The 26,682-nt window shown below is 42.9% G+C and carries 24 protein-coding genes; 10 read left to right on the top strand and 14 right to left on the bottom strand.

The features are described 5' to 3' along the window. Positions 1-36: 36 nt before the first annotated feature. The 3 genes from cls to AB5I83_RS14360 form a co-directional block, all read right to left on the bottom strand. Positions 37-1,548 carry a cardiolipin synthase gene (gene cls, locus AB5I83_RS14370; protein WP_448976135.1) on the bottom strand — a complete coding sequence of 504 codons (1,512 nt, stop codon included), beginning with the start codon at positions 1,546-1,548 and terminating at the stop codon, positions 37-39. Between the two features lie 150 nt (positions 1,549-1,698). Beyond that, entirely contained in the window at positions 1,699-2,715 is a 1,017-nt protein-coding gene (moaA, locus tag AB5I83_RS14365) for a GTP 3',8-cyclase MoaA (protein ID WP_448976134.1), read from the bottom strand. Positions 2,716-3,015: 300 nt separating this feature from the next. Further along, entirely contained in the window at positions 3,016-4,515 is a 1,500-nt protein-coding gene (locus tag AB5I83_RS14360) for a nitrate/nitrite transporter (protein ID WP_448976133.1), read from the bottom strand. A gap of 609 nt (positions 4,516-5,124) precedes the next feature. Here AB5I83_RS14360 and AB5I83_RS14355 point away from each other — a divergent pair. Beyond that, positions 5,125-5,823, top strand: coding sequence for a Crp/Fnr family transcriptional regulator (locus AB5I83_RS14355; protein ID WP_448976132.1), 699 nt, complete (start codon positions 5,125-5,127; stop codon positions 5,821-5,823). Between the two features lie 70 nt (positions 5,824-5,893). Here the strand turns inward: AB5I83_RS14355 and AB5I83_RS14350 are convergent, their stop codons facing one another. From AB5I83_RS14350 to AB5I83_RS14340, 3 genes are all read right to left on the bottom strand, one after another. Further along, positions 5,894-7,018 (bottom strand): TIGR04053 family radical SAM/SPASM domain-containing protein, encoded by a 1,125-nt coding sequence (locus AB5I83_RS14350; RefSeq protein ID WP_448976131.1) that lies wholly within the window; start codon positions 7,016-7,018, stop codon positions 5,894-5,896. A gap of 189 nt (positions 7,019-7,207) precedes the next feature. Then, positions 7,208-7,519 (bottom strand): metal-sulfur cluster assembly factor, encoded by a 312-nt coding sequence (locus AB5I83_RS14345; protein ID WP_167832161.1) that lies wholly within the window; start codon positions 7,517-7,519, stop codon positions 7,208-7,210. Positions 7,520-7,598: 79 nt separating this feature from the next. Further along, the gene (locus AB5I83_RS14340) at positions 7,599-8,366 is read right to left on the bottom strand and encodes a prolyl oligopeptidase family serine peptidase (protein ID WP_448976130.1); all 768 of its coding nucleotides are present in this window, start codon (positions 8,364-8,366) and stop codon (positions 7,599-7,601) included. Between the two features lie 253 nt (positions 8,367-8,619). On the opposite strand from AB5I83_RS14340, the gene AB5I83_RS14335 reads away from it, so the two are divergent. From AB5I83_RS14335 to AB5I83_RS14325, 3 genes are all read left to right on the top strand, one after another. Continuing rightward, positions 8,620-9,438: a Cof-type HAD-IIB family hydrolase gene (locus tag AB5I83_RS14335; RefSeq protein WP_448976129.1), complete on the top strand. Its 819-nt coding sequence runs from the start codon at positions 8,620-8,622 to the stop codon at positions 9,436-9,438. 368 nt (positions 9,439-9,806) lie between these two features. After that, on the top strand, positions 9,807-9,959 hold the full coding sequence (locus AB5I83_RS14330) for a hypothetical protein (protein WP_167832158.1): 153 nt from the start codon (positions 9,807-9,809) through the stop codon (positions 9,957-9,959). A 1-nt stretch (position 9,960) separates the two neighbouring features. Then, positions 9,961-10,152, top strand: coding sequence for a DUF3813 domain-containing protein (locus AB5I83_RS14325; RefSeq protein WP_226087152.1), 192 nt, complete (start codon positions 9,961-9,963; stop codon positions 10,150-10,152). Between the two features lie 40 nt (positions 10,153-10,192). Here AB5I83_RS14325 and AB5I83_RS14320 read toward each other — a convergent pair whose 3' ends face one another. Together AB5I83_RS14320 and AB5I83_RS14315 are read right to left on the bottom strand one after the other, a co-directional pair. Beyond that, positions 10,193-10,981 (bottom strand): BsuPI-related putative proteinase inhibitor, encoded by a 789-nt coding sequence (locus AB5I83_RS14320; protein ID WP_448976128.1) that lies wholly within the window; start codon positions 10,979-10,981, stop codon positions 10,193-10,195. 22 nt (positions 10,982-11,003) lie between these two features. Then, positions 11,004-11,846 carry a YitT family protein gene (locus tag AB5I83_RS14315; protein WP_167832155.1) on the bottom strand — a complete coding sequence of 281 codons (843 nt, stop codon included), beginning with the start codon at positions 11,844-11,846 and terminating at the stop codon, positions 11,004-11,006. A gap of 129 nt (positions 11,847-11,975) precedes the next feature. On the opposite strand from AB5I83_RS14315, the gene AB5I83_RS14310 reads away from it, so the two are divergent. After that, the gene (locus AB5I83_RS14310) at positions 11,976-12,836 is read left to right on the top strand and encodes a DegV family protein (RefSeq protein ID WP_448976127.1); all 861 of its coding nucleotides are present in this window, start codon (positions 11,976-11,978) and stop codon (positions 12,834-12,836) included. 63 nt (positions 12,837-12,899) lie between these two features. After that, a complete protein-coding gene (locus AB5I83_RS14305; protein ID WP_071976845.1) occupies positions 12,900-13,031 on the top strand; it encodes a DUF3941 domain-containing protein in 132 nt (43 codons plus the stop codon). A 21-nt stretch (positions 13,032-13,052) separates the two neighbouring features. On the opposite strand, the gene AB5I83_RS14300 is transcribed toward AB5I83_RS14305, so the two are convergent. Beyond that, a complete protein-coding gene (locus AB5I83_RS14300; RefSeq protein WP_448976126.1) occupies positions 13,053-13,916 on the bottom strand; it encodes a CvfB family protein in 864 nt (287 codons plus the stop codon). Between the two features lie 444 nt (positions 13,917-14,360). Here AB5I83_RS14300 and AB5I83_RS14295 point away from each other — a divergent pair, with 444 nt between their 5' ends. From AB5I83_RS14295 to AB5I83_RS14285, 3 genes are all read left to right on the top strand, one after another. Next, positions 14,361-14,852 carry a YajQ family cyclic di-GMP-binding protein gene (locus tag AB5I83_RS14295; RefSeq protein WP_167832151.1) on the top strand — a complete coding sequence of 164 codons (492 nt, stop codon included), beginning with the start codon at positions 14,361-14,363 and terminating at the stop codon, positions 14,850-14,852. 294 nt (positions 14,853-15,146) lie between these two features. After that, positions 15,147-16,793 (top strand): CoA-disulfide reductase, encoded by a 1,647-nt coding sequence (locus AB5I83_RS14290; protein ID WP_448976125.1) that lies wholly within the window; start codon positions 15,147-15,149, stop codon positions 16,791-16,793. Positions 16,794-16,964: 171 nt separating this feature from the next. Next, complete coding sequence (locus AB5I83_RS14285) at positions 16,965-17,831, top strand: SDR family oxidoreductase (RefSeq protein WP_448976124.1); 867 nt, start codon at positions 16,965-16,967, stop codon at positions 17,829-17,831. Between the two features lie 45 nt (positions 17,832-17,876). Here AB5I83_RS14285 and AB5I83_RS14280 read toward each other — a convergent pair whose 3' ends face one another. The 5 genes from AB5I83_RS14280 to AB5I83_RS14260 form a co-directional block, all read right to left on the bottom strand. Beyond that, a complete protein-coding gene (locus AB5I83_RS14280; protein ID WP_448976123.1) occupies positions 17,877-18,920 on the bottom strand; it encodes a LacI family DNA-binding transcriptional regulator in 1,044 nt (347 codons plus the stop codon). Between the two features lie 105 nt (positions 18,921-19,025). Further along, complete coding sequence (locus AB5I83_RS14275; protein WP_448976122.1) at positions 19,026-20,558, bottom strand: alpha-amylase family glycosyl hydrolase; 1,533 nt, start codon at positions 20,556-20,558, stop codon at positions 19,026-19,028. Between the two features lie 71 nt (positions 20,559-20,629). Beyond that, positions 20,630-21,472, bottom strand: a complete 843-nt coding sequence (locus AB5I83_RS14270) for a sugar ABC transporter permease (RefSeq protein ID WP_167832147.1) — start codon at positions 21,470-21,472, stop codon at positions 20,630-20,632. Between the two features lies 1 nt (position 21,473). Continuing rightward, positions 21,474-22,757 carry a carbohydrate ABC transporter permease gene (locus AB5I83_RS14265; RefSeq protein WP_167832146.1) on the bottom strand — a complete coding sequence of 428 codons (1,284 nt, stop codon included), beginning with the start codon at positions 22,755-22,757 and terminating at the stop codon, positions 21,474-21,476. Between the two features lie 441 nt (positions 22,758-23,198). Continuing rightward, positions 23,199-24,476 carry a sugar ABC transporter substrate-binding protein gene (locus tag AB5I83_RS14260; RefSeq protein WP_167832145.1) on the bottom strand — a complete coding sequence of 426 codons (1,278 nt, stop codon included), beginning with the start codon at positions 24,474-24,476 and terminating at the stop codon, positions 23,199-23,201. Positions 24,477-24,837: 361 nt separating this feature from the next. On the opposite strand from AB5I83_RS14260, the gene AB5I83_RS14255 reads away from it, so the two are divergent. Further along, the gene (locus AB5I83_RS14255; RefSeq protein WP_448976461.1) at positions 24,838-26,598 is read left to right on the top strand and encodes an alpha-glycosidase; all 1,761 of its coding nucleotides are present in this window, start codon (positions 24,838-24,840) and stop codon (positions 26,596-26,598) included. The last annotated feature ends 84 nt before the right edge of the window (positions 26,599-26,682 follow it).

Raw genomic sequence — 26,682 nt, 5'->3', positions numbered from 1 at the left:
CCCCATCTCTCAAGATGGGGCCTTATTTCCGTTCATTTACAATGCACCTGAAAACAGCCGGGCGAACGATTCTTTTGTTCGCTCCCAATATCCCCGCTTATGATATTGAACAGGACTGATTTTCTCCGACTCTTCAAGATCCTCTTCATAATGAGCCACAAGGTCCCTGATCGAACTTGTGCCAAACAAGAAGACATTCACTTCAAAATTAAGATGGAAACTCCTCATGTCCATATTGGCTGTCCCAATCGATGCAATATTCCCGTCAACAATGATGACCTTCTGGTGCAAGAACCCCTTTTTGTAGGAGTAGATTTCAGCCCCATTCCGCAGGAGCTCCGAAAAGTATGAGCGGCTTGCATACTGAGTCAGATAACTATCATTGATTTCCGGTACCATGATCCTTACCTCTATACCTTTGGCTGCCGCAACTCTCAGTGCCGTCCGGATTGCTTCATCAGGAACGAAGTAAGGAGTTGCAATCCAAATTGATTTCGTCGCACAAGACATCATTGTATAGTAAAAATCACTCATGATTCCTTGCTGCGTATCTGGTCCGCTTGGCACCACCTGGATCGCACCATCGAGCTCACCATCTTCATGGATTTTTTTCACTGCACGATGATCTTCCAATACATCCTCACCGCTAATATATTCCCAATCCAGCAGGAACACATTGTGAAGGGTATAGACAGCTTCTCCAGTCAGCATCATATGTGTGTCCCGCCAGAATCCGATCTTTTCATCTTCACCCAGGTATTCGACACCGACATTCAAACCGCCGACAAAACCGATTTCTCCATCGATGACGACGATTTTCCTATGATTTCGGAAATTGAATTTCTGGTTGAAGAAGCCATACTTCAACGGGGAAAATGGAGTCGCTTTTATACCTGCATCCTGCATGGCCTTTAAATCTGCTGCAGCAATTTTCATGCTGCCAGCGGCATCAAAGATAAACAACACCTCGACTCCCTGCCGCGCTTTTTCAATCAAGATTTCGATAATCTCCCTGCCAAGCCTGTCTGATCTGAAGATATAATATTCCATATGAATGAATTTTTCAGCTTTACGAAGCCTCATTTTAATTTCCGCAAAAGTCTCTTCGCCATCTTTCAGGACTTTTGCCCGGGAAGCAGTTGTAATCGGAGTCAAAGTTGCGTTTTTCGCATATTGTGCAAAGCACTGCTGGTTCTCTATTAAAAAAGAAAGGTTCCTCGACTCTTCCTTTCTCATCAGTTTCTCCCATTGCTCCCGGTCACGCATACGCTTACTCTTATACAAGTAACCTTTTATATACAACTGACCTGAAAACAAATAGAAGAAGTAACCACCCACAGGAAACAGCATCATGACATACATCCACATCAGAGTGTGCTGAGCCGAACGGTTCTCAAGCATCAATGAATACATGCTGATCATGATAATCATCGCATAAGTCGTTAAGGCTGTTAGTTTGATTGCCTGGCTGTAGCCGGTGAAAAATACAATATAAAAACATACCATTAAAATAAATACAAATAAAAATTCAAGTCTTCTCTTTAGCATCAGCATTCTCCAACAAATTTATAGTAGATTTATGTATACCCTAAATTCATTTGATTGGAAACATAGTATGCCCCAATATACAGCAGCAGGAAGCAAACAAGTTTACGATAAGAGCTTTTCTCAAAAAAAAAAAAGACCCCCGAAGGAGTCTTAGCCGCCAATATAGGACATTTCGATTTTCTTTCTGTTCGCAACTGTTTCAGCTGTTCGTTCATCCGAATAGCGGTCTGTTCTATGATTCCAAACGTCAGTAATGCGGGTGCGGAGTTCATCATCTGTGGCACCAGCGCGCATGAAGTCGCGTATATCGTGGCCATTTCCATTGAACAGGCAAGTGAAGATCTGGCCGTTCGCTGACAAACGTGACCTTGTGCAGCTTGAGCAGAATGACTCTGATACCGATGAAATGAAGCCGACATTAATATCGGTACCTTTATAGCGGTATTTCTTAGCGACCTCACCGAAATACTCAGGATCAACCGGTTCCAATTCATAGTGCTGGCTTATAAGGTCATGAATCTGTTTCTTGGTGATGACATCGTCCATCTTCCAGCCGTTGGTGCTGCCCACATCCATGTATTCAATGTAGCGAAGCTCCAAGCCTGATTTTTTGCAGAAGTCGGCCATTGGTAGAATCTCAGTATCATTGAGTCCCTTTTTGACAACCATATTGATCTTAACGCCCAAGCCAGCTTTCTTCGCTGCCTCGATCCCTTTTAATACAGGTCCGACGCCGACATTCCGTCCATTAATTTCGCCAAACAATTCATCTTTAAGACTGTCCAAGCTGATATTGACCCGCTTCAGGCCAGCAGCATACAGCTCCTCCGCATGCTTAGGCAGCATTACGCCATTGGTGGTCAAAGCGATATCTTTCAATCCTTCGATGTCATTCAGCATCCTGACAAGAATCGGCAAATCCTTGCGCATCAATGGCTCCCCGCCTGTAAGCCTGATTTTTTCCACCCCAAGCTCTATGAATAACTTTGCTACCCGTTCAATTTCTTCATAAGACAATAACTCGCTTTTAGGAAGAAATACAAAATCAGGGCCAAATATCTCAGCTGGCATACAATACTGACAGCGGAAGTTACATCGATCTATAACAGAAATACGCAAATCGCGGAGCGGTCTATTTAATTGATCTTTTATTATGTTTTTCACCATTATGTGTCAACTCCAATTATAGAAGTGATGATTACTGACATTGTAACAGCAACATAGATTGTTCACTGTTAATATTCTCACAGTAACATTTTTAGTCTTCTATTAGAATAGTAGATTTCATCCTTATGTCTATATTACAACATATAAACTGCCTGGATAGTGTTTTTATGCAGAAATGTCATGATGTTGTCAAAAATCTTTGGGAAATGTAAGCGTCTACGTGTGTTATCAGCGTTATAAGCCCAAAATTTCCTGGTAAAGCAAGAAAAGACCGCATCATGGACGCAGTCTTTCAAAAGCTCATTTTTTTTCCATGGTCATTTCACTGAACATGCCAACAAAGTTCTTGAGTTCGCCTGCCTCATTTTTCACCATGCTGATTGTCAGGAGTTCAGGATAAATCAATCCGTTTTTCTTCTTATTCCAAATCTCCCCCTGCCAGGATCCCTTTTCCGCTATCACTTTCCACATCTCCCTGTAAAAGTCTTCCCCATGTTTTCCGGATTGTAGAAAACGCGGGTTTTTCCCAATGACTTCTTCTGCATTGTAGCCAGTTACAGTCGTGAATGCTGGATTTACTTGTTGGATCGTTCCTTTTACATCTGTAATCATGATTCCCTCAGCCGTGTGGTCGATGATATTTTTAGCAAGACTTAATTTATCCTGATAGTACATCCAGATCACGATAATCAAACTTGCCAGTGCCACCTGTGATAAGGCCATGAAACCGATGGCGTAATGTCCGGTAAGGTTATAAAGGAATGCAAGCATAAGGGGTGGGAAAAATCCTCCTAAACCGCCCATCGCTGATACAATTCCGTTCACGATTCCCGCTTGCTTGGAGAAATAAAGCGGGACTAGCTTGAAGACAGTTCCATTCCCGATGCCAGCACTGATCGCGACTGCGAGACAGCCAACTGTATACAATGTCAACGATGGTGTGAAGGAGAGCAGGATGCCCGAACTGGTCATTCCAGCGAACACTCCCATCAGTATGACAAAAGAGTTGAATTTATCACCAAGCCAGCCGCCAATCGGCCTGAAAAAGGTTGCGAGGGCGATGAAGCCTGCTGTCCTTAGTCCAGCATCTACTTTATCAAGCTCGAAATGAGATACAAGGAAATTGGGCAAGTAAATCGTGAAGGCCACAAATGAACCAAAAGTAATGAAATAAAATAAGCTCAGTGCCCATAGCTTCTGGTTTTTATATACACTCTTGATTTGCTCACCCATAGGAGTCACAACTCTTGGTTCTTTTTTGTCACCAAGGAAAAAGTTAAGGACTGCAAATGCGATTAACAAAATTATGAATAGCTTGACTGTCGGCTGCCACCCTAATTGAGCAGCTATAACCGGTGCTGTAAACGTTGTAACCGCAGTTCCCAGATTTCCTACTCCATATATACCATTAACGAAACCATGGCGTTCCTTCGAATAATATTTCGGTAGTGAGGTGACACCCACAGAAAAGATCGCTCCCCCGATTCCCACAAACAGGCCTCCAATCAACAAATCAATAAAGGAATCAGCCATACTGATGAAATACACAGGGAACAAAAGAAAGGCAAAGCTGGTAAAAAACATTTTCCTTGCTCCATACTTGTTCGTCCAGAATCCAATTGGGATTCTCAGGACAGACCCGAGGACAACAGGAATGGCAGTGGCCATTGCAACCTGGTTCGCATCCAGCTGGATATCCTCTTTAATAAAGGGCATTAATGCGGATAAAATAACCCAGACCATAAATCCGGCCACAAGACTCAACGTTTGAAGTGACAATTGAATGTTCTGTGGTTTCATGATTTCCCCCTTTAGTTTACAGATTATTAAAAATCCCAGACATTATCTTAGATAAATAGTAAGAAAAATCAATAATATTGGATATGACGAACTTCACATCATCTTTTTGTTCAATAAACTGTCACAGTTGGTTCTAAACATGCGAAACACCCGTCATCTTTTATCGATATAATGAAAACAGAGAAAAACATTGTTTCTAAAATGTGAACAAAACCGTCTTAGATTGTGACGAGATTATGAACTTTCCTTTATCAATATTTAGTTAACACTATCCTGATGTTATTATTGGGTCAATAAAGATCTGCCACGGAAAAAACGAAAAGCGCATGCGCCTTGGTCAGACCCGACTAGCGTTGGAGGGCCGACCACTGAAGTCGCTCTTTGACTTCATTGGACGGACCCGAAAACGAAATGTGTAGCCGACTGCCCAGAAACACAGAAACTGGAGACTCCGACAAAGAAGCGCTTTTTGCTTCTGCCGGCGGAGTTGAAGTTTCGAAGTTTCTAGGAGGCGAAACTAGACAAACGTCTCGAGGGTCTAGGCGCAGGAGCTAGACAATTATCAAATTGAGGTTTATGCTTTTTAAAATCAAAAAAAGGGTGATGACCATGCCAAACACAACTAAAGTAACTCATTCAATTCAAATCAAAGAATTACTCCAGTTTGCCGACCGGACGATCCATGTGCCAAAAGGTTCATACCTGTTCCAGGAAGGTATGGAGGCTGAGGAGCTTTACTTGATTCTGGGCGGCAAGGTCCAAATCAGCAAGGTCACCCAGGATGGCCGCGAGCTCGCCTTAAGAATCTGCGGGGAAAATGATATTTGCGGAGAACTGACTCTGTTCACCGATGCACCTAAATATCTCTTGAGTGCACTTATTCTCGAAGATGCAAAAATCGCAGCAATCAGAAAAGATGTAATTGAAAAAGAGATTTTCCACAATCCTTCACTCGCTTTTGAATTCATGAAGTGGATGAGCGACCATTTCCGCAAAACTCAGACTAAGTTCCGCGACCTGGTGCTAAACGGAAAAAAAGGAGCATTATTCTCCACCTTGATTCGAATGACCAACAGCTACGGTGTCCAAAAAGATACCGGCATATTGATTGACTTGCCGCTGACCAACCAGGAGCTGGCTAATTTCTGCGGAACTTCACGCGAGAGCACAAACCGCATCCTGAACGACCTGAAGCGTGAAGGAATAATCTCGGTTAAAAAAGGAAAAATCCTTGTACATGATGTGAATTTTCTGCGCCAGGAAATTGGCTGCGAAAATTGCCCGGCAATATTTTGTTCTATAGATTAAATGAAAAAAAGCGAGTGAATGCCTTTATGGCTTCCCTCGCTTTTTCAATCGTACATGGAGGAGAGCCTCATCAGCTCTCCTGTTTTTGTTTTCGCAGTGCTTTAGGAATGTACACGCAGAATGGCTCGCTCTCCAGATAATCACCTGTCATTGCGTATGCCCGTGAACGTGAACCTCCGCAAACATGCCTGAATTCGCACACTCCGCATTTTCCTTTGTATTCATCCGGATTCCTCAATGACTTGAATACCGGAGATTCCCTGTAAATCTCTGCGAGCGGCTGTTCCCTTACATTTCCTGCTTTCACAGGCAGCAGTCCGCTCGGATAGACATCCCCAACATGGGAAATGAACACGAAACCATTGCCATCGTTGACACCTTTTGGGGCGCGTCCAAGGCCGTCGATTGAGCCAGTCAATCCTTCTTTTGTCAACGCAGTCAAATAATCGATTTCATCAGTGTGATCCTTCGCTTCCCGCATTTTTTGCTGGATGACAACACGGCGATAATGCTGGGCCGCAGTCGTCTTAATGTCAAACTTGACCCTTTTGCTTAAATCATAAAGCCAAGTGAAGACCTTTTCATGCTCTACCGGAGAGATCATGTCCTTCTCCTGTCCACGCCCAGTAGGGACAAGGAAGAATACACTCCAAAGAACACAGTCCAAATCTTCGACCATCTTAGCCATTTCATCTAAATACTCAATATTATATCTTGAAATAACAGTATTGATTTGAATTGGAATTTCGAGCTCATGCAAATACTTGATTCTTTCCATCGTCAGATCAAAAGAACCCGCTGTTCCCCTGAAGTGATCATGGACTTCAGCTGACGGCCCGTCAATACTGAATGCCCAGCGGGATAATCCAACCGACTTCGCCTTCTCAATCGCTTCTTTCGTCACATTGGGTGTCGCACTTGGTGTCATTGAAACACGTACGCCTTTTTTCACGGCATACTCAGCAATATCAAATACATCCTCCCTCATCAATGGGTCCCCACCCGTGAAGACAAGCATCGGATTATTCATTTCATATATTTGGTCAATCAGCACTTTCCCTTCTTCAAAAGACAGTTCACGCGGATCTCTTCTGTATTGTGCTTCCGCACGGCAGTGCAGGCATTTTAATTGGCAGGCTCTTGTAAGTTCCCAAATCACAATGAATGGGTCTTTGTTAAAATCTCTTTCAAACATATTGGCGCCTCCTTAAGTACTTCTCTATAAAAGAAGTATATAAGTGTTTCCAACATGATTAAGTGAACTAACTCACATAAATAGACCCGTAATTGCCTTTTTATATGACAATTTTGTGACCTGAAATATCGTGTCTTCTATAAAATAAAAAAGCAGCAGGAGTTTTCCCTGCTGCTCATTGTTATGAACTTAATCTCTCACACCCAATGCGATTTTTGCGTAACGGGACATCATGTCCTTCGACCATGGCGGGTTGAAGACGATATTCACTTCAGTATCTTTAACTTCCGGAAGGTCGGCAAGCGCCAACTTCACCTGCTCAACAATCGTGCCGGCTAGCGGGCAGCCCATAGACGTCAATGTCATTGTCACTGTCGCAAGCCCTTCCTCGTTCAAATCCACATCATATACAAGCCCTAAATTAACGATATCTACGCCAAGTTCAGGGTCAACGACCATCTCAAGCGCACCCATTATGCTATCTTTTAATTCTTCATCCATCGGTGAACACTCCCTTTTTTATTGCTGTAACCTATCTCTATCATAACAATGATTGATAATCATTTAAAGCGGAAAGGCGTCATATATGCTTTTTAAACCAATTTGCTGTTGCCTCCACGCCTGCATTTGACACATTGTGTCCAGCATTTTCGTCTGTAATGAATTCAAACATTCCTTCTGTTCCCTCATAGCTTATCCTGTTTTGCTCGTAAAAATGATAAGCAGATTGATATGGTACGACAGGATCTAACTTTCCATGCCAAAATAACAGCGGGCGTTTGTCCAACTTTTCAGGCTGCTGGCTTAGATCGTATTGTTTTAGCTCGTTCAGCAAACTTGATATTTGTTCCTGGGATAAACCTATCTTGACATTCCTTTTTTCGATTTCATTCAGCTGCCATAACGCAAACTGCTCATACGAAGGGTTACCCATCAAGCTGACACCAGCTTTGATCCATTCATACTTGGCCATTGCTCCGAGTGTCGTGATGCCGCCCATTGATGTTCCAGCCATACCGATTCTGGCTGGATCGACCAAACCTTCCTCAACCAATTCTGTTTTGATCGTCGAAAGCTCTTCGATGGATGTGATGACGATTTCCCAAAAACGGAAGCCTAATTCATTCTCTGTCAGCCCTTTGCCACGGGTTCCATGATATTTCGCCTCTGGCATGATGACCCTGAAACCCTTTTCAGCAAAAAGATAAGCATAATGCATGTTTCGTTCTTTCGTGCTCGTAAACCCATGAAGGAAAACAATCAAAGGCATTCTATCTGAAAATTGCTTCTGTTTTACAATATGGAGAACGGGAATATGTTGAATGCGTTTCTTCTCGACTAAAATCAATGATGAACCCTCCTGAAGCGAGCGGTACAGAAATTTACCGCCCTTTTATGTATCTAAAATGATTTTTTTACAATTTATATGTAAAATGGTTACCATAGTGGTTATAAGACCAATTAACCATCATCCAATATATGTATTGTAGAACTCTTACGAAAAAAGAGCCAATCATACGCATAGGATTTATTAAAGAGTGAGATGCAATTGGTTGGGACTCAAAAATTTCATGAAAAATTCGAGTTAAGAAGGAGTATTTATGGCTGAAAAACATTTAATTGCATTAGACCTTGATGGAACATTACTAACAGATAATAAAACAATTTCAGAAAAGAACAAACACGTCATTAAAAAAGCACGGGAAGCAGGCCATGTTGTCATGATCGCGACAGGAAGACCCTTCCGTTCCAGCGAGATGTATTATCATGAACTGGCACTTGATACGCCAATCGTCAACTTCAACGGCGCGTTCATCCATCACCCGCTCGATAGCAGTTGGGGAGTGCATCATTCTCCGCTATCTATCGATGTGGCAAAAGATATTGTAGAAGCACTTGATGATTTTAAATTCCACAACATTATTGCCGAAGTCATTGACGATGTCTATGTCCACTATCATGATGAAAAACTGATGGATATTTTCAATATGGGAAACCCGAATATCACAACCGGCGACTTGAGAAGGTATTTGAAAACATCACCAACGAGCATGCTGATCCACTCTGATGAAGAGGATGTCCGTAAAATTCGTCAACACTTGTCAGAAGTCCATGCCGAAGTAATCGATCACAGAAGCTGGGCTGCACCGTTCCATGTCGTTGAAATCGTGAAAAACGGCCTGAACAAAGCAGTTGGTTTAAAGAAGGCATCGGATTATTTCCAAATCCCAGCTGACCGCATCATCGCATTCGGTGATGAAGACAATGATTTGGAAATGCTTGAATACGCAGGCCGCGGCATCGCGATGGGCAATGCAGTCGACGAAGTGAAAAACATCGCGAACGACATGACATTGACTAATGAAGAAGACGGCATTGGCGTCTATTTGAATGATTTGCTTAATTTGAAAGCACTATAAAATGAACCACAGGATGTCCGGTAGAAAAACTCTATCGGACATTTTTCTGCTGATTCCCTCTGGTTTTGTCCGTTAGACGGGCTCTATCGGACATTTTTCCGTTGATTCCCTCTGGTTTTGTCCGTTAGACGGGCTCTATCGGACATTTTTCCGTTGATGCCCTGCTGGTTTTGTCCGTTAGAACCCCCTATCGGCCCCTTTTTTGCGTTTTCATCAGTCTACTGACCTATAAAATTGTCAATCATTCCCTGTGCAATCCAATTTCAACTTGCCTCAGAACCGTTTGTTTTCATGCCAAAAGAGCATACTAAAAGTGAAGCAGAGTAACTGACTGTTTCAAATTCGCTCGTAGATGGAGGGGTAAAACGATGGGTAAAAGCAATAAATCCAAGCGTTTTGTACAGCAAGGGGTAGATACTGTCTCCAAGCATGATGAAAGAATCCCTTACCACACCACGTATGCCGAGGCTGAAGCTCAAAAAATGGCGAATGTCAGAGAGTCCTCTTTAGGAGGAATTTAGTATGGGAAACAGGCTTTTTCAGGAAGCAAGGAAGGCTGTCCAACTAGCTAAAACTGCGGAGCCTGCGGAACAGTCTGCAGCCATCAGCACAGCTAAAAATGCACTTTCTTCAGCCTATGCCAATACTACGATGGCTGAAAAAGAGCAGCTTCGGTCATTTCAGGACGAGCTGAATTCAATTGAAAGCAAGTAAAAAGCAAAAGCTGGCGGGATTCCCGCCAGCTTTCGCTTTGCTAGTTATTTAAATTGAATCTTTCGAGCAGCACTGGATACGTATGCATGATTTCTCCGTCCTTGCTGCGTTCGTATAGATTAAGGATGACGGATCCGTTCTGAGGGAGCTTACTTTCAGATATTGACACTTCCAGCGTGAATGGCTTGAATTCCGGGTATTTTGCGCCAGAAATCACTCCGGTTTCGGCAATCAGCTGGTTATGTCCATCTTCGACCGTATAGTAGAACTTGCCATTGATTGGCCTGACGTCACCCATTACTTTATACATCCCCTTGCCGCCCTCAGAAGTTATATTTTTAAAAACAGGATTTTCACCAGGTATATACATGATCTTTATATCTGTGAGCAGTTTTTTGTCACCGACCGTTTTTCCGTTGACGCTTGTTGCTTTTAACTGTGCAGTGACACTGTATTCCCCTTCTGGCACTCTTTTTCCTTCAGTATAGTAATCCCAGACCTCCACCCATTTCATTTTCTCCTGGGGTTTCAGGGTCACGGTTTCAAAGGCCTGGGCAAAAGATTTTCCTTCTGAATACTGATATACCTTCTTTTTACTTCCATCCAAAACGGTTATCTCGTATTTCTGAGACGTCGGGAACTCAAAAGACAGTTCCGTATCGCCAAGGTTTTGCAGAATCATTTCAAATTCAGCTTTTTCAGGTCCTGCCAACGGATCAATGTAAAAGCTGTATTCAAGCTTTTCAGTTGTGTCTTTTTCTTCTCCAATCGCCAGGGCAGGTGCCACAGCCATTAAAAGCAAAATGATCATCAATCCGACCTTCCTCATTTACATACCTCCGTTTCAATGTCTACTCCCTCCGGAAAAATCCGAAAATCCCTGCTGTCTCAACAATATTGGTAAATGCATGTGGATCAACTTCCTTGATGATGTGTTCGAGGTCATACAATTCATACCTAGTGACGACGATGATTAGCATTTCCTTCTCTTCTCCTGAAAAAGCTCCCTTGGCAGGCAGCAGCGTGATACCACGTACAAGCTTGTCATGGATGGCCTTCTTTAATTCATCTGACTTCTTCGTAACAATCATCGCCGTCAGCTTTTCATGTCGTGTATGGATGGCATCGATTAACCGTGTGGACACATAGAGAGCGACAAGAGTATAAAGAGCATTTTCCCAGCCGAATATAAAGCCAGCTGTCATTATAATGATGCCATTCAAAGTAAAGAAATATGTACCAACCGGACGATCATTCATTCGTGACAGGACCATTGCAATAATATCCATTCCCCCTGTGGAAGCCCCCCATTTTAAGGTCAGCCCAACACCTAACGCTGCAATGACTCCCCCAAAAACGGCATTCAGCAGAATATCACTCGATACTTCTTTTACCGGAATGATCTCAAGAAAGAATGATGAAAGCAGCACGGAGATAAAACTGTAGAGCGTGAATGATTTTCCTACCTTCTTCCAGCCAAGGATTGTTACCGGAATATTCAATAATAATAGAAGAATACCGGTAGAAATAGTAAATGGTGCAAAGGCTCCAAGTATGCTCGAAACGAGCTGAGCGATCCCGGTAAAGCCGCTGGCATAGACATTCGCCGGAATTAAAAATAAATTCAGTGAGAGAGCATTCAGGAATGCCCCAATCACCACAATGATGATTTTTTTTGTTTCCAACCAGACCATGTAAATCCCCCTTATTCTTTTCTATTCTTCCTGTACCCCTATTTTGCCGAAAATCACTATATTTAATTGTCTTTTTACGATATTCCCTATAAACTATTAACATAAAAAGGTTGAAAGCAGGTGAAAGTGATGTCAGTAAAAATCATGGCTGACAGTGCATGTGATTTGCCATTGAGTTTTTATGAAGAAAATGATGCAATACTATTCCCGTTGAAGGTCCATATTAATGACACTGAATATGAGGACCTGCGAACGATCCAGCCAAAGCAAGTGTACGATCAAATCCGCGCTGGCAACCTTCCGAAAACCTCACAGGCTTCTCCTGCTGGTTTTAAAGAAGTATTTACGGAATTGGCCGAGAACAAGCAGGATGGAATATACATAGCTTTCTCTTCACAATTGTCAGGGACATATCAGACAGCCGTCATGATTGCAGAGCAGGTCAAGGAGGATTATCCCGACTTCAACTTGTCGATCATCGATACAAAATGTGCTTCGCTTGGATATGGACTAGTTGTCATGGAAGCGGCCCGGATGGCTAACGAGAATTATTCAAAGGATGAAATCATTGAAGCTGTCCAGTTCCTAAGCGAGCATATGGAGCATCTATTTACTGTAGACGACCTTGACCATCTTGCTAAAGGCGGACGCGTATCAAAGGCTTCTGCTTTCGTAGGGGGCCTGTTGAATATCAAGCCACTGCTAAATGTGGAGGATGGAAAATTAGTTCCGATCGAAAAAATCCGCGGAAAGAAAAAGATTCTTCGCAGGATTATTGAAGTTATGAAGGAACGCGGTGCAGCTTTTGAAAACCAGATTGTCGGCATCAGCCATGCAGATGATTTCGAAACAGCCACCGAGATGAAGAATATGATTCTTGAAGAACTTAATGCAAAGGATGTAATCATTACTTCTATTGGAGCAGCAGTCGGCTCCCATACAGGACCAGGTACGATTGCTATTTTCTTCTTAAATAAACTGCCTTCATAATTTACATACTCCTTTCGGGTTTTAGGAAAAATAAAATGTACCTAACCTGAAAGGAGTTTTTATATGCCACACACATCTGATAACGATAAAAAAGCAAAGGACAACAATGCCCTTCGCCATGAAAAAAATATGATGCGTGAGAAAAACCGCAAAGCAGGAAAGAACCAGTACTCCAAGAAAACAGATCACCTATAAAAAAAATAGAGCCAGCCGGCTCTATTTTTCTTTTTTATAAGTCCAATTGTCTTCCTGATAGATCTTATCTTCCTTCATAAGCCTGCCCATCGCCCGCTTGAAGGAGCCTTTGCTCATGCCGAAGCGTTCCTGGATGTCCTCGGCCATGCTCTTGTCATGGTATGGCATGGCACCATTGCGGAGCTCCAGATATTCCATGATTTTCTCTGCATCTTCATCCAACGCCTCCTGCTTCCGAGGCAATAGAGAGATATTGACAGAACCATCCGGTTTTACATCAATGATCCTTCCCTCTACCTTCTGGCCAATACGCGGCTCTGTGCGTCGCTGTGATTCATGGATGAAACCTTTAAAGCCCTCTGCTGTGATCATCCAGCTGCCAACTCTTGCTGTCCGGTAAATATATCCGTGGACATTCTTATTAAAGTCGCTTCTTGTAGCCTTGACGGAAATATCCTGAATGACAGGATCGGTTGCCATTCGAGCATATATCATATTGTTGCGATTCACTCGCAGTGTGATATATAGCAAATCCCCTTCCTTTGGCCAGACTGATTTCACTACTGGCAAATCTTCTTCACCAAGCAGAACATCCTTGCTGATGCCAATATCCAGGAATATGCCAATCCCTTCCTTGACATCAACAACCGGTACCCAATCATATTGTCCTACCATAACTTTTGGTATCGTTGTAGTTGCAGCGAGCCTGCCTCTTGATTCCACAAATAGAAAGACCTCTACCTTATCTCCTTCTTCAAATGAGCGATCCGTGTCATTCGAATGGAGCAGCACATCTTCCTCCCCGTCCGTTAAAAAATATCCGAAATCAACTATTCTTGCTACTGTCAGCTCCAAAGACTGACCTGTATATTCGTTCAAGGACATACTATCCCTCCTGCCTTGTTATTAACATCTTACCCAAATAAGAAAGCGTAAGCACCTTGGTCAGCCCCGACTAGCGTTGGAGGACCGACCGGTGAAGTCGTTCTTTGACTTCATTGGGCGGACCGAATTCGAAAAGCGTAGGCGACTGCCCAACTCCGACAAGCGCTGGAGGGCCTGACAGTGAAGTCGTTCTTTGACTTCATTGACAGGACCGAAGCGTCTCGAGGAGTTAGGAGCCGCAGCTAGACAAACGATCGAGGGGCTAGGCGCTGCAGCTAGGTGAAAAAAGCTTATACTTTTATAATCAGGCAAAACGCTCTTAATTACGTAAAGTTGTTTGAACTGCTATATTTTACTATAATGTAAGCAAAAGCGAAAGCGCTGGTATACATACGCTCCCTTATCCAGAGGCCAGCAAAAATTTTTCATTACCCGGAGGTAGTCATGTCTAAAGAGAGCTCATTTGATATTGTATCCAAAGTTGAAATGTCTGAAGTCACGAATGCAATCAGCATCGCCATGAAAGAAATCCAGAATCGCTATGATTTTAAAGGAAGTAAAAGTGAAATTTCACTTGATAAAGAAGAACTTGTCCTCATTTCCGATGATGAATTTAAGCTTGACCAGTTGAAGGATGTATTATTCAGCAAGATGATCAAACGCGGCATTCCAATTAAGAATCTTGATTACGGTAAAGTAGAACGTGCTTCAGGCGGGACCGTTCGCCAAAGAGCAAAGCTCGTACAGGGAATCGACAAGGAGAATGCAAAAAAAATCAATACAATCATCAAAAACAGCGGCTTGAAGGTCAAGAGCCAGGTTCAGGATGACCAGGTGCGTGTTACAGGCAAGAACCGCGATGACCTTCAAAAGATCATCGCAGCTGTCAAAGAAGCTGATCTTACAGTAGATGTCCAGTTCGTGAATTATCGTTAAAATAAAGCAAAGACTAAATAATATTGGTAAAAGCGGACTATGATGACATTGTCCGCTTTTAATTTTATGAAAATTCATGAATGGTTCACAAACCACCTAAGGTATTTCCCTATTTCCACGTTAGAATGAATGTATTGGTCCTGAATGTGACATTAGTCTGTTATCCAGATTTAATTTGGTAAAACATTCACAAATCCTTCACAAAGTACTATTGGATTCCCCCTATTTTCACGTTAATATACCAGTAGGGGTATAAAACACTTAAATTTTTTCAACCGAAAGGATGACAATACAATGGGTAAAAAAATCGTAATTGTGGGCGGCGTAGCAGGTGGAGCAACTACAGCAACTAAACTAAGAAGACTCGATGAGCAAGCTGAGATTGTTCTTTTTGAAAGAGGAGAGTTCATTTCTTTTGCAAACTGCGGACTGCCTTATCATATCAGTGGTGTTATTGAAGATCGCCAAAAGTTGCTTTTGCAAACTGTTGAAGGCATGAATGCACGCTACAACCTGGATATCCGCAACTTCTCTGAAGTAACGGCAATCAACCGTGAAGAAAAAATGGTTTCAATTAAACACGTACAAACTGGTGAAGAGTATACAGAAAGCTATGATGTACTCGTTCTATCACCAGGGGCGAAACCAATCGTTCCTCCAATTGAAGGCTTAAAGAGTGCAAATGTATTCACACTCAGAAATATTCCCGATATGGATAAAATCAAGGCATACCTTGAAGACAATAAACCAAACAATGCAGTTGTAATCGGCGGCGGGTTCATCGGTCTGGAAATGGCAGAAAACCTTGTCCACGCTGGAGCCAAGGTAACTCTAGTTGAGAAATTGCCACAGGTCATGGGGCCAGTTGATCCAGAAATGGCTGCCATCGTTGAGGATGAATTAAGAAAGAATGGAGTTGAGCTGATTCTTGGTGACGGTATCACTGACGTTCAAGAGAATGGCACAAAGGTTGTTCTTGAAAGTGGCAAGGTTCTTGATTCTGAATTGATCATCCTGTCAATCGGTGTCCGCCCAGAGAACAAGCTTGCAGCTGACTCTGGACTTGAGCTCGGAGAACGCGGTGGCATCAAGGTAAATGAATACCTGCAGACTTCTGACGAATCAATTTACGCAATGGGAGATGCGATTGAGGTTACTGACTATATCAATGGGCAGCCTACAATGATTCCGCTGGCATGGCCGGCAAACCGTCAGGCACATATTGTCGGACATCATATTAACGGCCGCAAGATTGCTTATCCAGGTACTCTTGGCACATCTATCGTAAAAGTATTTGAATTGACCGCTGCTACGACTGGTAACAGTGAAAAGCTATTACGCAGATTGGGCATCCCATATGAAGTTGTTCACATCCATCCGTTATCTCATGCTGGTTACTATCCTGGCGCGGAGCAAATCTCTCTTAAAGTCATTTTCGATAGAGAGACTGGCAAGATCTTCGGTGCACAGGCAGTAGGTAAAGATGGTGTTGACAAGCGTATTGACGTTATTGCAACAGCAATCAAAGGCGGATTAAGCGTCTATGACCTTCAAGAGCTTGAGCTTGCATACGCACCGCCATTCTCATCTGCAAAAGATCCAGTGAATATGGCTGGATATGTAGCTTCCAATATTGTTGACGGTACAATCGAGACTGTCCAGCACTATGAGATTGATGATTTGGTCAAAGACGGCGCTTTCCTGATTGACGTTCGCACAGAGAAAGAACACGCACAAGGCAAAATTGAAGGATCAAAGAACATCCCGCTTGATGACTTGCGCAAGCGCCTTGATGAGCTTCCAAAGGACGAAACGATCCTGATCACTTGCCAGGTTGGTCTGAGAGGATACCTAGCGTCCCGTATCCTTCAGCAAAACGGCTTCAAGGTCAAAAACCTGACTGGCGGCTATAAGACATACTCTATCTTTAAAAACAAATGACAATAACAAAATTGAGGCGGCTTCCTTTTAAGGATGCCGCTTTTTTTTGATGGACAAAAATCTTCTCCCTCGCCCCACTTTTGTCCATCAAGAAGTAATTTCCATGTTTTTAATCTGGTTTTTAAAGGAATTTAATAAATGGTGATTCATATTAAAGGAGTGAATTTGATTATGTCTAATGAAAATAAGAAACAGGGATTCCCCCCGCAGCATCAAGACCATCAGCCTGGTACCGAGCCGGAAATGAACCCTGAACCGAAGTCAGTGGATGATAATTATAAAGGATCAGGAAAACTGGATGGAAAGGTGGCCTTGATTACGGGAGGCGACAGCGGTATTGGCAAATCGGTTGCAATCTATTATGCAAAAGAAGGTGCTGATGTAGCGATTGTGTACCTGGAGGAAAGCCAGGATGCCCAAACCACGAAAGAGTTAATTGAAGCTGAAGGCCGTAAATGCCTGCTGCTTGCTGGTGATATTGGCAGTGAGCATTTCTGTGAGGAAGTGACGAAGAGAACTCTTGATGAGTTTGGTCAAATAGATATTCTGGTCAATAACGCTGCAGAGCAGCATCCGCAAAAGAGTCTGCTGGATATTTCTGCTGATCAGCTGGAGAAGACATTCCGCACAAATGTATTCTCGATCTTCCATCTGACAAAAGCGGTCTTGCCGCATCTTAAAAAAGGCAGCACGATCATCAATACCTCTTCCATTACAGCCTATAAGGGCAATGAGAAGCTGATTGACTATTCTTCGACTAAAGGGGCTATCGTATCCTTTACGCGTTCTCTTGCCATGTCCCTGGCGTCACAGGGTATCCGAGTTAACAGTGTAGCTCCTGGCCCAATCTGGACTCCACTCATTCCATCGACTTTCACAGCCGAGGAAGTAGCTAAGTTCGGCACAAACGCTCCAATGGGACATGCAGGCCAGCCGTATGAATTGGCACCTGCCTATGTGTACTTAGCCAGCGACGACTCCACTTATGTTAGCGGACAGACAATCCACGTCAATGGCGGCACAATCGTGAATGGCTAATAGAACTAAAAACTGCACCCCCCAATAATGGGAGGTGCAGTTTTTTTACACAAGTACTTCCTTGTAATCCTTAGGGTGACCGCAGGAATAACGTGTCACTATATTGAACGGGACAATTATCCGTTTGGTCGGCTCATTAGGGTTTTCGATGATTTGAATCAAACTTTTAGCAGCCTGATACCCCAGCTCGAAAATGTTAATATCGACTGAAGTTAAAGGCGGTCTTGCCATCTCGGCGATCAGCACATTGTTAAAGCTGACGATGGAGACGTCCTGAGGTACCGCGATTCCCATTTCATCAAGCTTATTCAGCACACCGAGTGCCATCAAGTCATCGGTAACTACCATGGCGGTAGGTGGATTTTCTAGCGAAAGCAAAACTTCCACAGCATCCTGGCCGCTTTCACGGAGAAATTCATCGTTGACAATGTATTTGTCTTCAAGATGGATCCCGGAGTTCCTCAAAGCTTTTTCATAGCCAAGCAAGCGCTCCACCGTAACAACCAGATCCAGATTTCCTCCGATGAAACCAATCCGATCATGGCCAAGCTGAATCAAATGCTCAGTTACTTCTTTGCCGGCTTTGAAGTTATCATTATCAACATAATTCGTATTTTCATCATCTTTAAAAGGCTTGCCGATGACGACAAAAGGAAAATTTCTTTCCTTCAGATAGGCAATGACCCTGTCTTCCACCTTTGAATACAGGAGGATTGCACCATCTACTCTGCCGCCCTGTACCATCGCGACTACTCCATCAAATATTTCATCCTCTGTCTTCCCAGTAGTCATATGAAGGGCGTACTGCTTTGAATGCGCGCCTTCGCTCAATCCTGTCAAGACCGTTGGAAAGAATGGGTTTTGGAATACGACATCAGTAGAACTCGGCATGACCAGGCCAATTGCCCGAGTTGATTGGCTGGCTAGGCTTCTGGCGATGAAGTTTGGGTGATACCCAAGCTGGTCCATAACCTCCCTGACTCTTTCTTTCGTTTTTTCGCTGATCCTCGGACTATTGGCGATAACACGTGAGACAGTTGAAGGCGCGACATTTGCTACCTTCGCAACATCTTTTATTGTGACAGCCATTAAGTTCCCCTCCCTTTTGCCAGAAAAATTCCTTATCTCTATTATAAATGAATTGCCCTGATATTTTGCTTGTTTTTTCTAGCCAAGTTTTGGACTGATTTTCACCTATTCTTTACTCCTCTTTCTCCTTTTAAAAAGAAGGAAAATGAAGCCAAAGAAAGCAGCATATACAGCGCCCATTGCCACTAAGTAAGGGATGTTCAATCCTGTTTTTTCCGCTAGAACATAAATTTCTGCTTTTTCCCGTTCTAAAGCAAGGTTATACTCCCCATCCTTGCTTCTGACAAGATCATTTGCAAGCAAGCCTCTAAGCTCTTGATCATCTTTCAGCTGGTCCGCTGTCAATGTGACGTACTGAGTGTTGGAAGTGTTATTGAAGGCAATGACAGATGTTTCATTTTCAAAGGTTCTCTTGAAAACCGCCATGCCTTTCTTTTCATATAGAACTTCCAAATCACCTCTTCTTAAAGAAGGAAGCTCATTGCGAAGTTCACCAATCTTCGTGATGTAATCAATTAATTCTTTATCCGCCCTGAAGCTCATTTGTCTGCGATTATCCGGGTCTTCCCCGCCATCGAGGGCAATTTCACTTCCATAATAAACGATCGGGATGCCTGGAGCAGTATACATATAAGTAATTGCCATCTTCCATCTGGTTCCTGGATGCTGCCTGTTCTGGACGGCTTTCCTTGTGAACCTGACCATATCATGATTGTCGATAAAGTTCCCCATCAATTCTGGGTTTTCATATATCGCTTTATTTCTTTTCGCTGTTGTTAAAAGCCAGTCCAAAGTCTGGTCCGGTTTTTCAAACGCTGTACGAAGCTGCTCATTCAATGGAAAATCGACAAAGCCATCGATTCCCGCCTTATCATATTCAGCGATATAATTCGGATCTTCAGACCACACCTCACCAATAAGGTAAAAGTCATCTTTGACACTTTTCACTTCTTTTGAAAAATCTTCCCAAAATTCAACCGGTACGTGGCGGACAGTGTCCAGCCTGTAACCGTCGATATTTGTCTCTTCAATCCACCATTTGGCGGCTTCCAATAGATATTTCCGGGTCTCCGGATTTTCCTGGGCTAAATCAGGAAGTCCATAAAGCCAGTTATTCTCCAGCTGTTCCTGGTCATTCCAGTCAAGAATATCCTGTTTTTCATGGAACCAGTCTTTCTTGGCTGGATCATTTACCCATTCGTGTTCTGGAGCGACATGGTTGACGACGAAATCAAGAATGACCTTAATGTCACGTTCATGAGCCTCTTTTACCAGCTCTTTGAACTTGTCAACGCTTCCAAAATGCTCTTCTGTCTTATAGAAATCTTTGATCCAATATCCATGGTACCCCATATCGACATTATCGAACACTGGCGTAAGCCAGATTGCGGTGAATCCCATGTCCTTAATATAATCAAGCTGGTCGATGACACCCTGGAAATCACCTCCATGATAAGCCTTAGGATCATTCGCATCAACCTCGAAATCATTGCTATTGTCACCGTTGTTAAAACGGTCAACCATTAAGAAATAAATTGTTTCATCCTGCCATTTGCGTTCTTCAATTTCAACGGCACCTACCGGGAGAGCGCTGAAAAGAAGAAACGGAATCAAGATGAAGATGATCATTTTTTTCATCTCCGGTCCTCCTCATAATTTAAGCAAAGGCCAAATATGGCCTTTGCTTAAAATGTTTCTGCCCTAATAGATTATCCTTTTGTTCCTCCTGCCGTCAAACCAGAAACAAAGTATTTTTGGAATGATAGGAAGAGGATAGCAATCGGTACCGCGATCAATACTGCACCTGCAGCGAAAGTGGTGAATTCTGCACCGAACTGTTTGGCAACCATATCATATAGTCCAACAGCAAGTGTGTATTTTTCTTCGGTTCTCAAAAGGATTCTTGCCAGGATGAAGTCACCGAATGGAGCGATGAATGCGAACAATGCTACGACTGCGATGATCGGTGTCGCAAGCGGCATGACAATCTGGAAGAAAATCCTCAGGTGGCCGGCACCGTCCATTTTGGCTGATTCATCAAGTTCTTTCGGAATGGTATCAAGATATCCTTTCATCAGCCATGTATTCATTGGAATTGCGCCCCCAACGTATACAAGGATCAAGCCTAAGTGAGTGTCAAGAAGGCCAGTCAACAGCGCAAGGATGAAAATCGCGATCAGTGCTGCAAAGTTTGGAATCATCTGCAGGATCAGGAATGTCATCAAGCTGTTCTTACGGCCAATAAAACGGTAGCGTGAAAATGAATAAGCTGTAAGGCTGACAAGGATGACTGTAAACACCATGGTCAGTACACTTACCTTCAATGAATTCCAGTACCAGTACAAGTATGCACTCTGGTTCGTATCGAACAGTTCCTTATAGTGGTCAAGCGTAGCATTTTTCGGGATGATGCTTGAACCGGACAAGCTTTGCCCCGGATTGAAGGATGAACCGACAATCCAGAGTAGTGGGTAAATAATAATAGCAAACATAGCCAAAATCACAAGGTACGTTAGTGTCAGTCTGAGATATTTCTGTCGTTTGATACTCATATTACATCATATCCTCTTCTTGGAATGATTTCGTTCTCTTGAACTGCCATAAAGCTACTCCAATAACAATCAATGAAAGGAGCATAGTGATAGCAGCAGCTTTAGAATATTGTGCAGATGTCATCGTGAGGCTGTAAATCCACGAAATCAGGATATCTGTGCCGCCGGCATTTGCGCCTGGCACAGCAGGTCCTCCGCCATTAAAGAGATAAATAATATTGAAGTTATTGAAGTTGAACGTGTATTGTGTAATCAAGATTGGCGCTGTTGCGAAAAGCACAAGCGGCAATGTGATGTTCTTGAACTTCTGGAAGTTTGTCGCACCGTCCACAGTTGCTGCTTCATATAATTCTTCAGGAATGGATTGAAGGACACCAGTGACCATTGCGAAAATGAACGGGAATCCAAGCCATGTTTGAATCATGATCAGTGCGATTTTCGTATACATCGCTTCTGTCATCCATGGAATTGGATCGATTCCAAAGAATCCAAGGATGTCACGGTTGATGGCACCAAATGATTCATTGAACATACCAGCAAATACAAGGATGGAAACGAATGCTGGTACAGCCCAAGGAAGAATGAATACTGTACGGATGATAGCCTTTCCTTTAACATCCTTCTGGTTAACGAGAATCGCCAGGAACATGCCCAATGCAACCTGGAAAGTTGTTGCGACGAATGTCCAGATGATTGTCCATGAAAGTACGGAGAAGAATGTTTGACGCCAAGATTCTAATTGGAACAAATCAAAGAAGTTTTTAAGTCCGACCCAGTCAACCAATTTTGCAGGTGGTGAATGGTACAGATCATAGTTAGTGAATGCTAGTAAAACGACGAATAGAATCGGGAATACAACAACAAAAATCAAAAGCAGGAATCCAGGTGACATGATCAGGTATGGGAATCCATTATCGATCAGGTTATTGTATTGCTCTTTTACCGTACTTAGACGTTCTCCCATGTCTCTTTTCAAGCCGGTCTTATATGCATCATTTAAGTTGAACAGATAGAAACCGATTCCAAAGATCAGGACAATGAGTGCCAAGATCCCTTCAACCATCAAGAAGATGGAATGGTCACGAGGCGTTTGCTCTCCCAGTGTAAACAGTCCCCATAGACCCATATTGAGCAGGTCTGAGAACACTCCGAAGAATGCACCAGTTAAAACTAAAAATGCGATCCCTTTTAAATATTGTTTGTTGTATAGCTGTCCTAGCCCTGGAATAATCGAAAGGGCAGTTGCTATTCTACGGTGGTTGGTTTGATAGGACTTCTCTTTCATCCTATATTCCCCTTTCTCTTTCTATGTTTTTTAAGGCTTCTCATCGTGTAACCCGCTTTTCCCGCCCTTTGAACCAATCCCGATCAAACATTTTCTTTGATAGAGAATGGATACAGCAGCTTTGAAAAACTGCAATCCCTGCGAGGAGACCTTGTTAAAAGCATCAGATGCTTTATGAGAACGAATACATTTTCATCCGTACAGAAGGAATTCCTCTTCCTGTATTATTCCGAAAACTCTTGTTTTCACTCTCATGAAGCACCTGATTAACTACCTCTATTTTAGCGCAACCGTTTGCTCAATGAAAGACTTTTTTACTGCAGTTTTCGTAAACTTTGTGACTTTTCACATACCGAATAGGAAAACACAGAAAATGGAATATTGGGCTGGAAAATATAACAGTACCCCCCGCGGGAGGTACTGCTATATCTACTGCTACTATTATTTAGAGTGATTTTGCTCAATGTTTTGCTGAATTTGTTTTACAGCTGAATCAAGAGCTGCTTTTGGCTCTGCTTTGCCTGTTACAACAGTTTGCAATGCGCTAGCCATTGGTGCCCAAACTTCGCCCATTTCAGGGATGTTTGGCATTGGAACTGCGTCTTGAGTCTGAAGTGCAACAGCTTTAGCGCCTTCGTTTTCAGCGATTGCTGGGTCGTCAACTAAAGCCACGTTAGTTGGTACTTCAGCAGTTTGCTCGAAACGGTACTTAGCGTTTTCGTCGTTTGTGATGAACTCAAGGAACTTTGTAGCCCATTCCTGGTTCTTAGAGTAAGAAGAAACGTGCCATCCTTTAACACCCATGAAAGTCTTCATTGGAGTGCCGTCAGCGAATTTAGGGAATGGAGCTGCACCATAGTCGATTCCAGCATCTTTCATGCCGCCGAATGCCCATGGTCCGTTCATGACAGAAGCAACATTACCTTCGTTGAATAGTCCGTCCATTGCAGATCCGCCGTTTTCACCGATGATTCCGTTAGGGAATAGTTTTTCAGCGTACCACTTCTGGATGTACTCAGTACCTTTTACAGCACCTTCGTTGTTCAAGCCAAGATCTTGAGGGTTAAGAGCGCCGTCTTTTTCCCCGAATACATATCCGCCGTTACCAGCGATTGGAGCGTGTGCAAAGTAGAAGTTATCCCAAAGTGCAAGGAAACCATATTTGCCGTCTTTAGTGTTAGCTTTTGCGAATTCATAAAGGTCTTCCATTGTAGCAGGAACTTCAGTCATAAGAGCTTTGTTGTAGATGAATACTGGAGTTTCAGCAGACTTTGGAAGTCCGTATAATTTACCATCGAAAGTTTGCGCTGAGATTGAAGACTCAGAGAAAGTGCTCTTCACATCGTCGCTTACATTAAGTTCAGCGATGTGTCCCTGGACTGCAAGTTCACCGATTTGGTCGTGTGGAAGAGTGATGATGTCTGGGCCAGTTCCAGCAGGGCCATCAAGACGTAATTGCTCTTTCATTTTTGTAGCCATTTCTACTTCTTTGAACTCGATTTTGACACCGTGTTCTTTTTCGAAGTCTGCAGCTACTTTTTCAAGCCAGCCAGACTTGTCTTTATCTTCCCAAACTACTAGCTTCTCTGGTTTAGAAGCATCTTCTGTTTTCTCACCGTTGTCTTTTGAACCTGTGTTTTCTTCTTCTTTAGGTCCACAAGCAGCAAGTGCGCCAATCATTAAGACCAGCATCATGAAAATCGACAATGCCTTTTTCATGTGTATACCCCTCCTAAAAATGTGTAATTGCTTTTCATTGTGCAGATAGTCTTCCTATCTGTGCAAACGTTTGTAATTTAGTTTGCAACTCTATGAAAACGATTGCACAACCTACTTCTTATTATAAAGACTTAATTCTTTTTGACAACTAATTTTTTTATTTTTTTTAAAAGACAGCTCAAATCATTAAAGTTTTGTGAATCGGCTTTTTAATGATTGACATTTCAAAATGAGTGTTCTACCCTTGTTTTAATCTTGATATAATATAGTTCTTTCCGATAAAGTTTCACCAGGTAGAACTATGATAAATTCTACTCTACGTTTTTCATCATCACCTTATAAAAGAAAGGAATGGTCCCCTCTGTTAAAAGAAGCGATTTACCACCGTCCTAAAGACAATTATGCATACGCTTGCACTAATGAAGAATTACATATTCGCATTCGGACAAAAAAAGATGATATGAAAGAAGTTACCCTTCTGAATGGTGATCCATATGATTGGCAGGATGGGAAATGGATGACGAATACCGTTCCGATGATTAAAAGCGGGTCCGACCAGTTATTTGATTACTGGTTTGTTGCAATCAAACCTCCATTCCGCAGAATGCGATACGGATTCATTTTAAATGATGGAATTGAAACAGCTTGTCTAACGGAAAAAGGTTTTTACGATGAACCCCCTTTGGATGATACCGGCTATTATTTTACCTTCCCTTATCTTAATAATATCGATGTGTTCCGTGCTCCATCCTGGGTCAAAGATACAGTCTGGTATCAGATTTTTCCTGAACGCTTTGGCAACGGGGATCCATCCAATGATCCAGAAGGCGCTTTGCCATGGGGTAGTGCTCCACCAGCAAGGGATAATTTCTTTGGCGGCGACCTCCAGGGTGTAATCAATAATATCGACTATTTGGCCAATCTGGGCATCACCGGTATTTATTTTACGCCTATTTTCAAAGCCTATTCGAACCATAAATACGATACGATCGACTACATGGAAATCGATCCGCAATTCGGGGATAAAGAAACGCTAAAGAAACTTGTCCAGGTTTGCCACGAACACGGCATTAAGGTCATGCTGGATGCTGTCTTCAACCATAGCGGATTCTACTTCCCTCAGTTCCAGGATGTTCTTGAAAAAGGCGAAGCATCTCCTTATAAAGACTGGTTCTACACGAACGATTTTCCGCTAGTAATGCAGCCAAGGCCGAATTATGATACCTTCGCTTTTGAAAAATCGATGCCTAAACTGAATACTGAAAACCCTGAAGTCATTGAATATCTGCTTGAAGTTGGACGCTATTGGGTGCGCGAGTTCGATATCGATGGCTGGAGACTCGATGTTGCCAATGAAGTCGACCACTCTTTCTGGCGAAAATTCCGCACCGAAGTGAAAGCAATTAAACCTGACATCTATATCCTCGGTGAAATTTGGCATGATTCCATGCCATGGCTCCGTGGTGACCAGTTCGACGCTGTCATGAACTATCCGTTCACGACCAATATCCTAAACTTGTTTGCACGCGGGACCATTTCGGTGAAAGAATTTATCGAGAACATGACGACCGTCAATCATATGTATCCGAAGAACGTCAATGAAGTCGCCTTCAACTTGATTGGCAGCCATGATACTCCAAGAATCTTGACCGAGTGCGGCCATGATGAGGATAAGCTGAAGCAAATCTATACTGTATTGCTTTCCTATATCGGCACTCCATGCATCTATTATGGAGATGAAATCGGCATGAGCGGCCCGCAGGATCCAGGCTGCCGCGAGTGCATGAAGTGGAATGAAGAAGACCAGAACAAGGATATGTTCGAGCATGTCCAAAAGATGATCCAGCTCCGAAAAGAGTACCCGCTACTGGCAAATGAAGGGGAACTGCACTTCATTCCATCCGATTATCATGAGAGCTGCTTTGCCTATACAAAATCCAATGGCGAAACAACCATTTTAGTCGTCGTGAATATGAGTGATGAAGAAGCAAGCTATCATCTGCCATTTAATTTGAAAGGCAAAAAAATCACTAACATCTACAGTGGCGAAGAATATGCGGCTGAAAGCGATGACCTTACAGCGAAGATTGCCGCAAATGGATTCGCATTGTTCCAATTTTAGTAATCTCAGCCCCCTTTCCTGATTTGGAAAGGGGTTTGCTTTTTTTAGACCCTGTTAATAAACTTTGTAACTTTCTCAAGCATA

The sequence above is a fragment of the Mesobacillus sp. LC4 genome, from assembly GCF_053543455.1.
The sequence above is the reverse complement of the archived record's forward strand: the minus strand, read 5'-3'. Positions and strand labels throughout refer to the sequence as shown.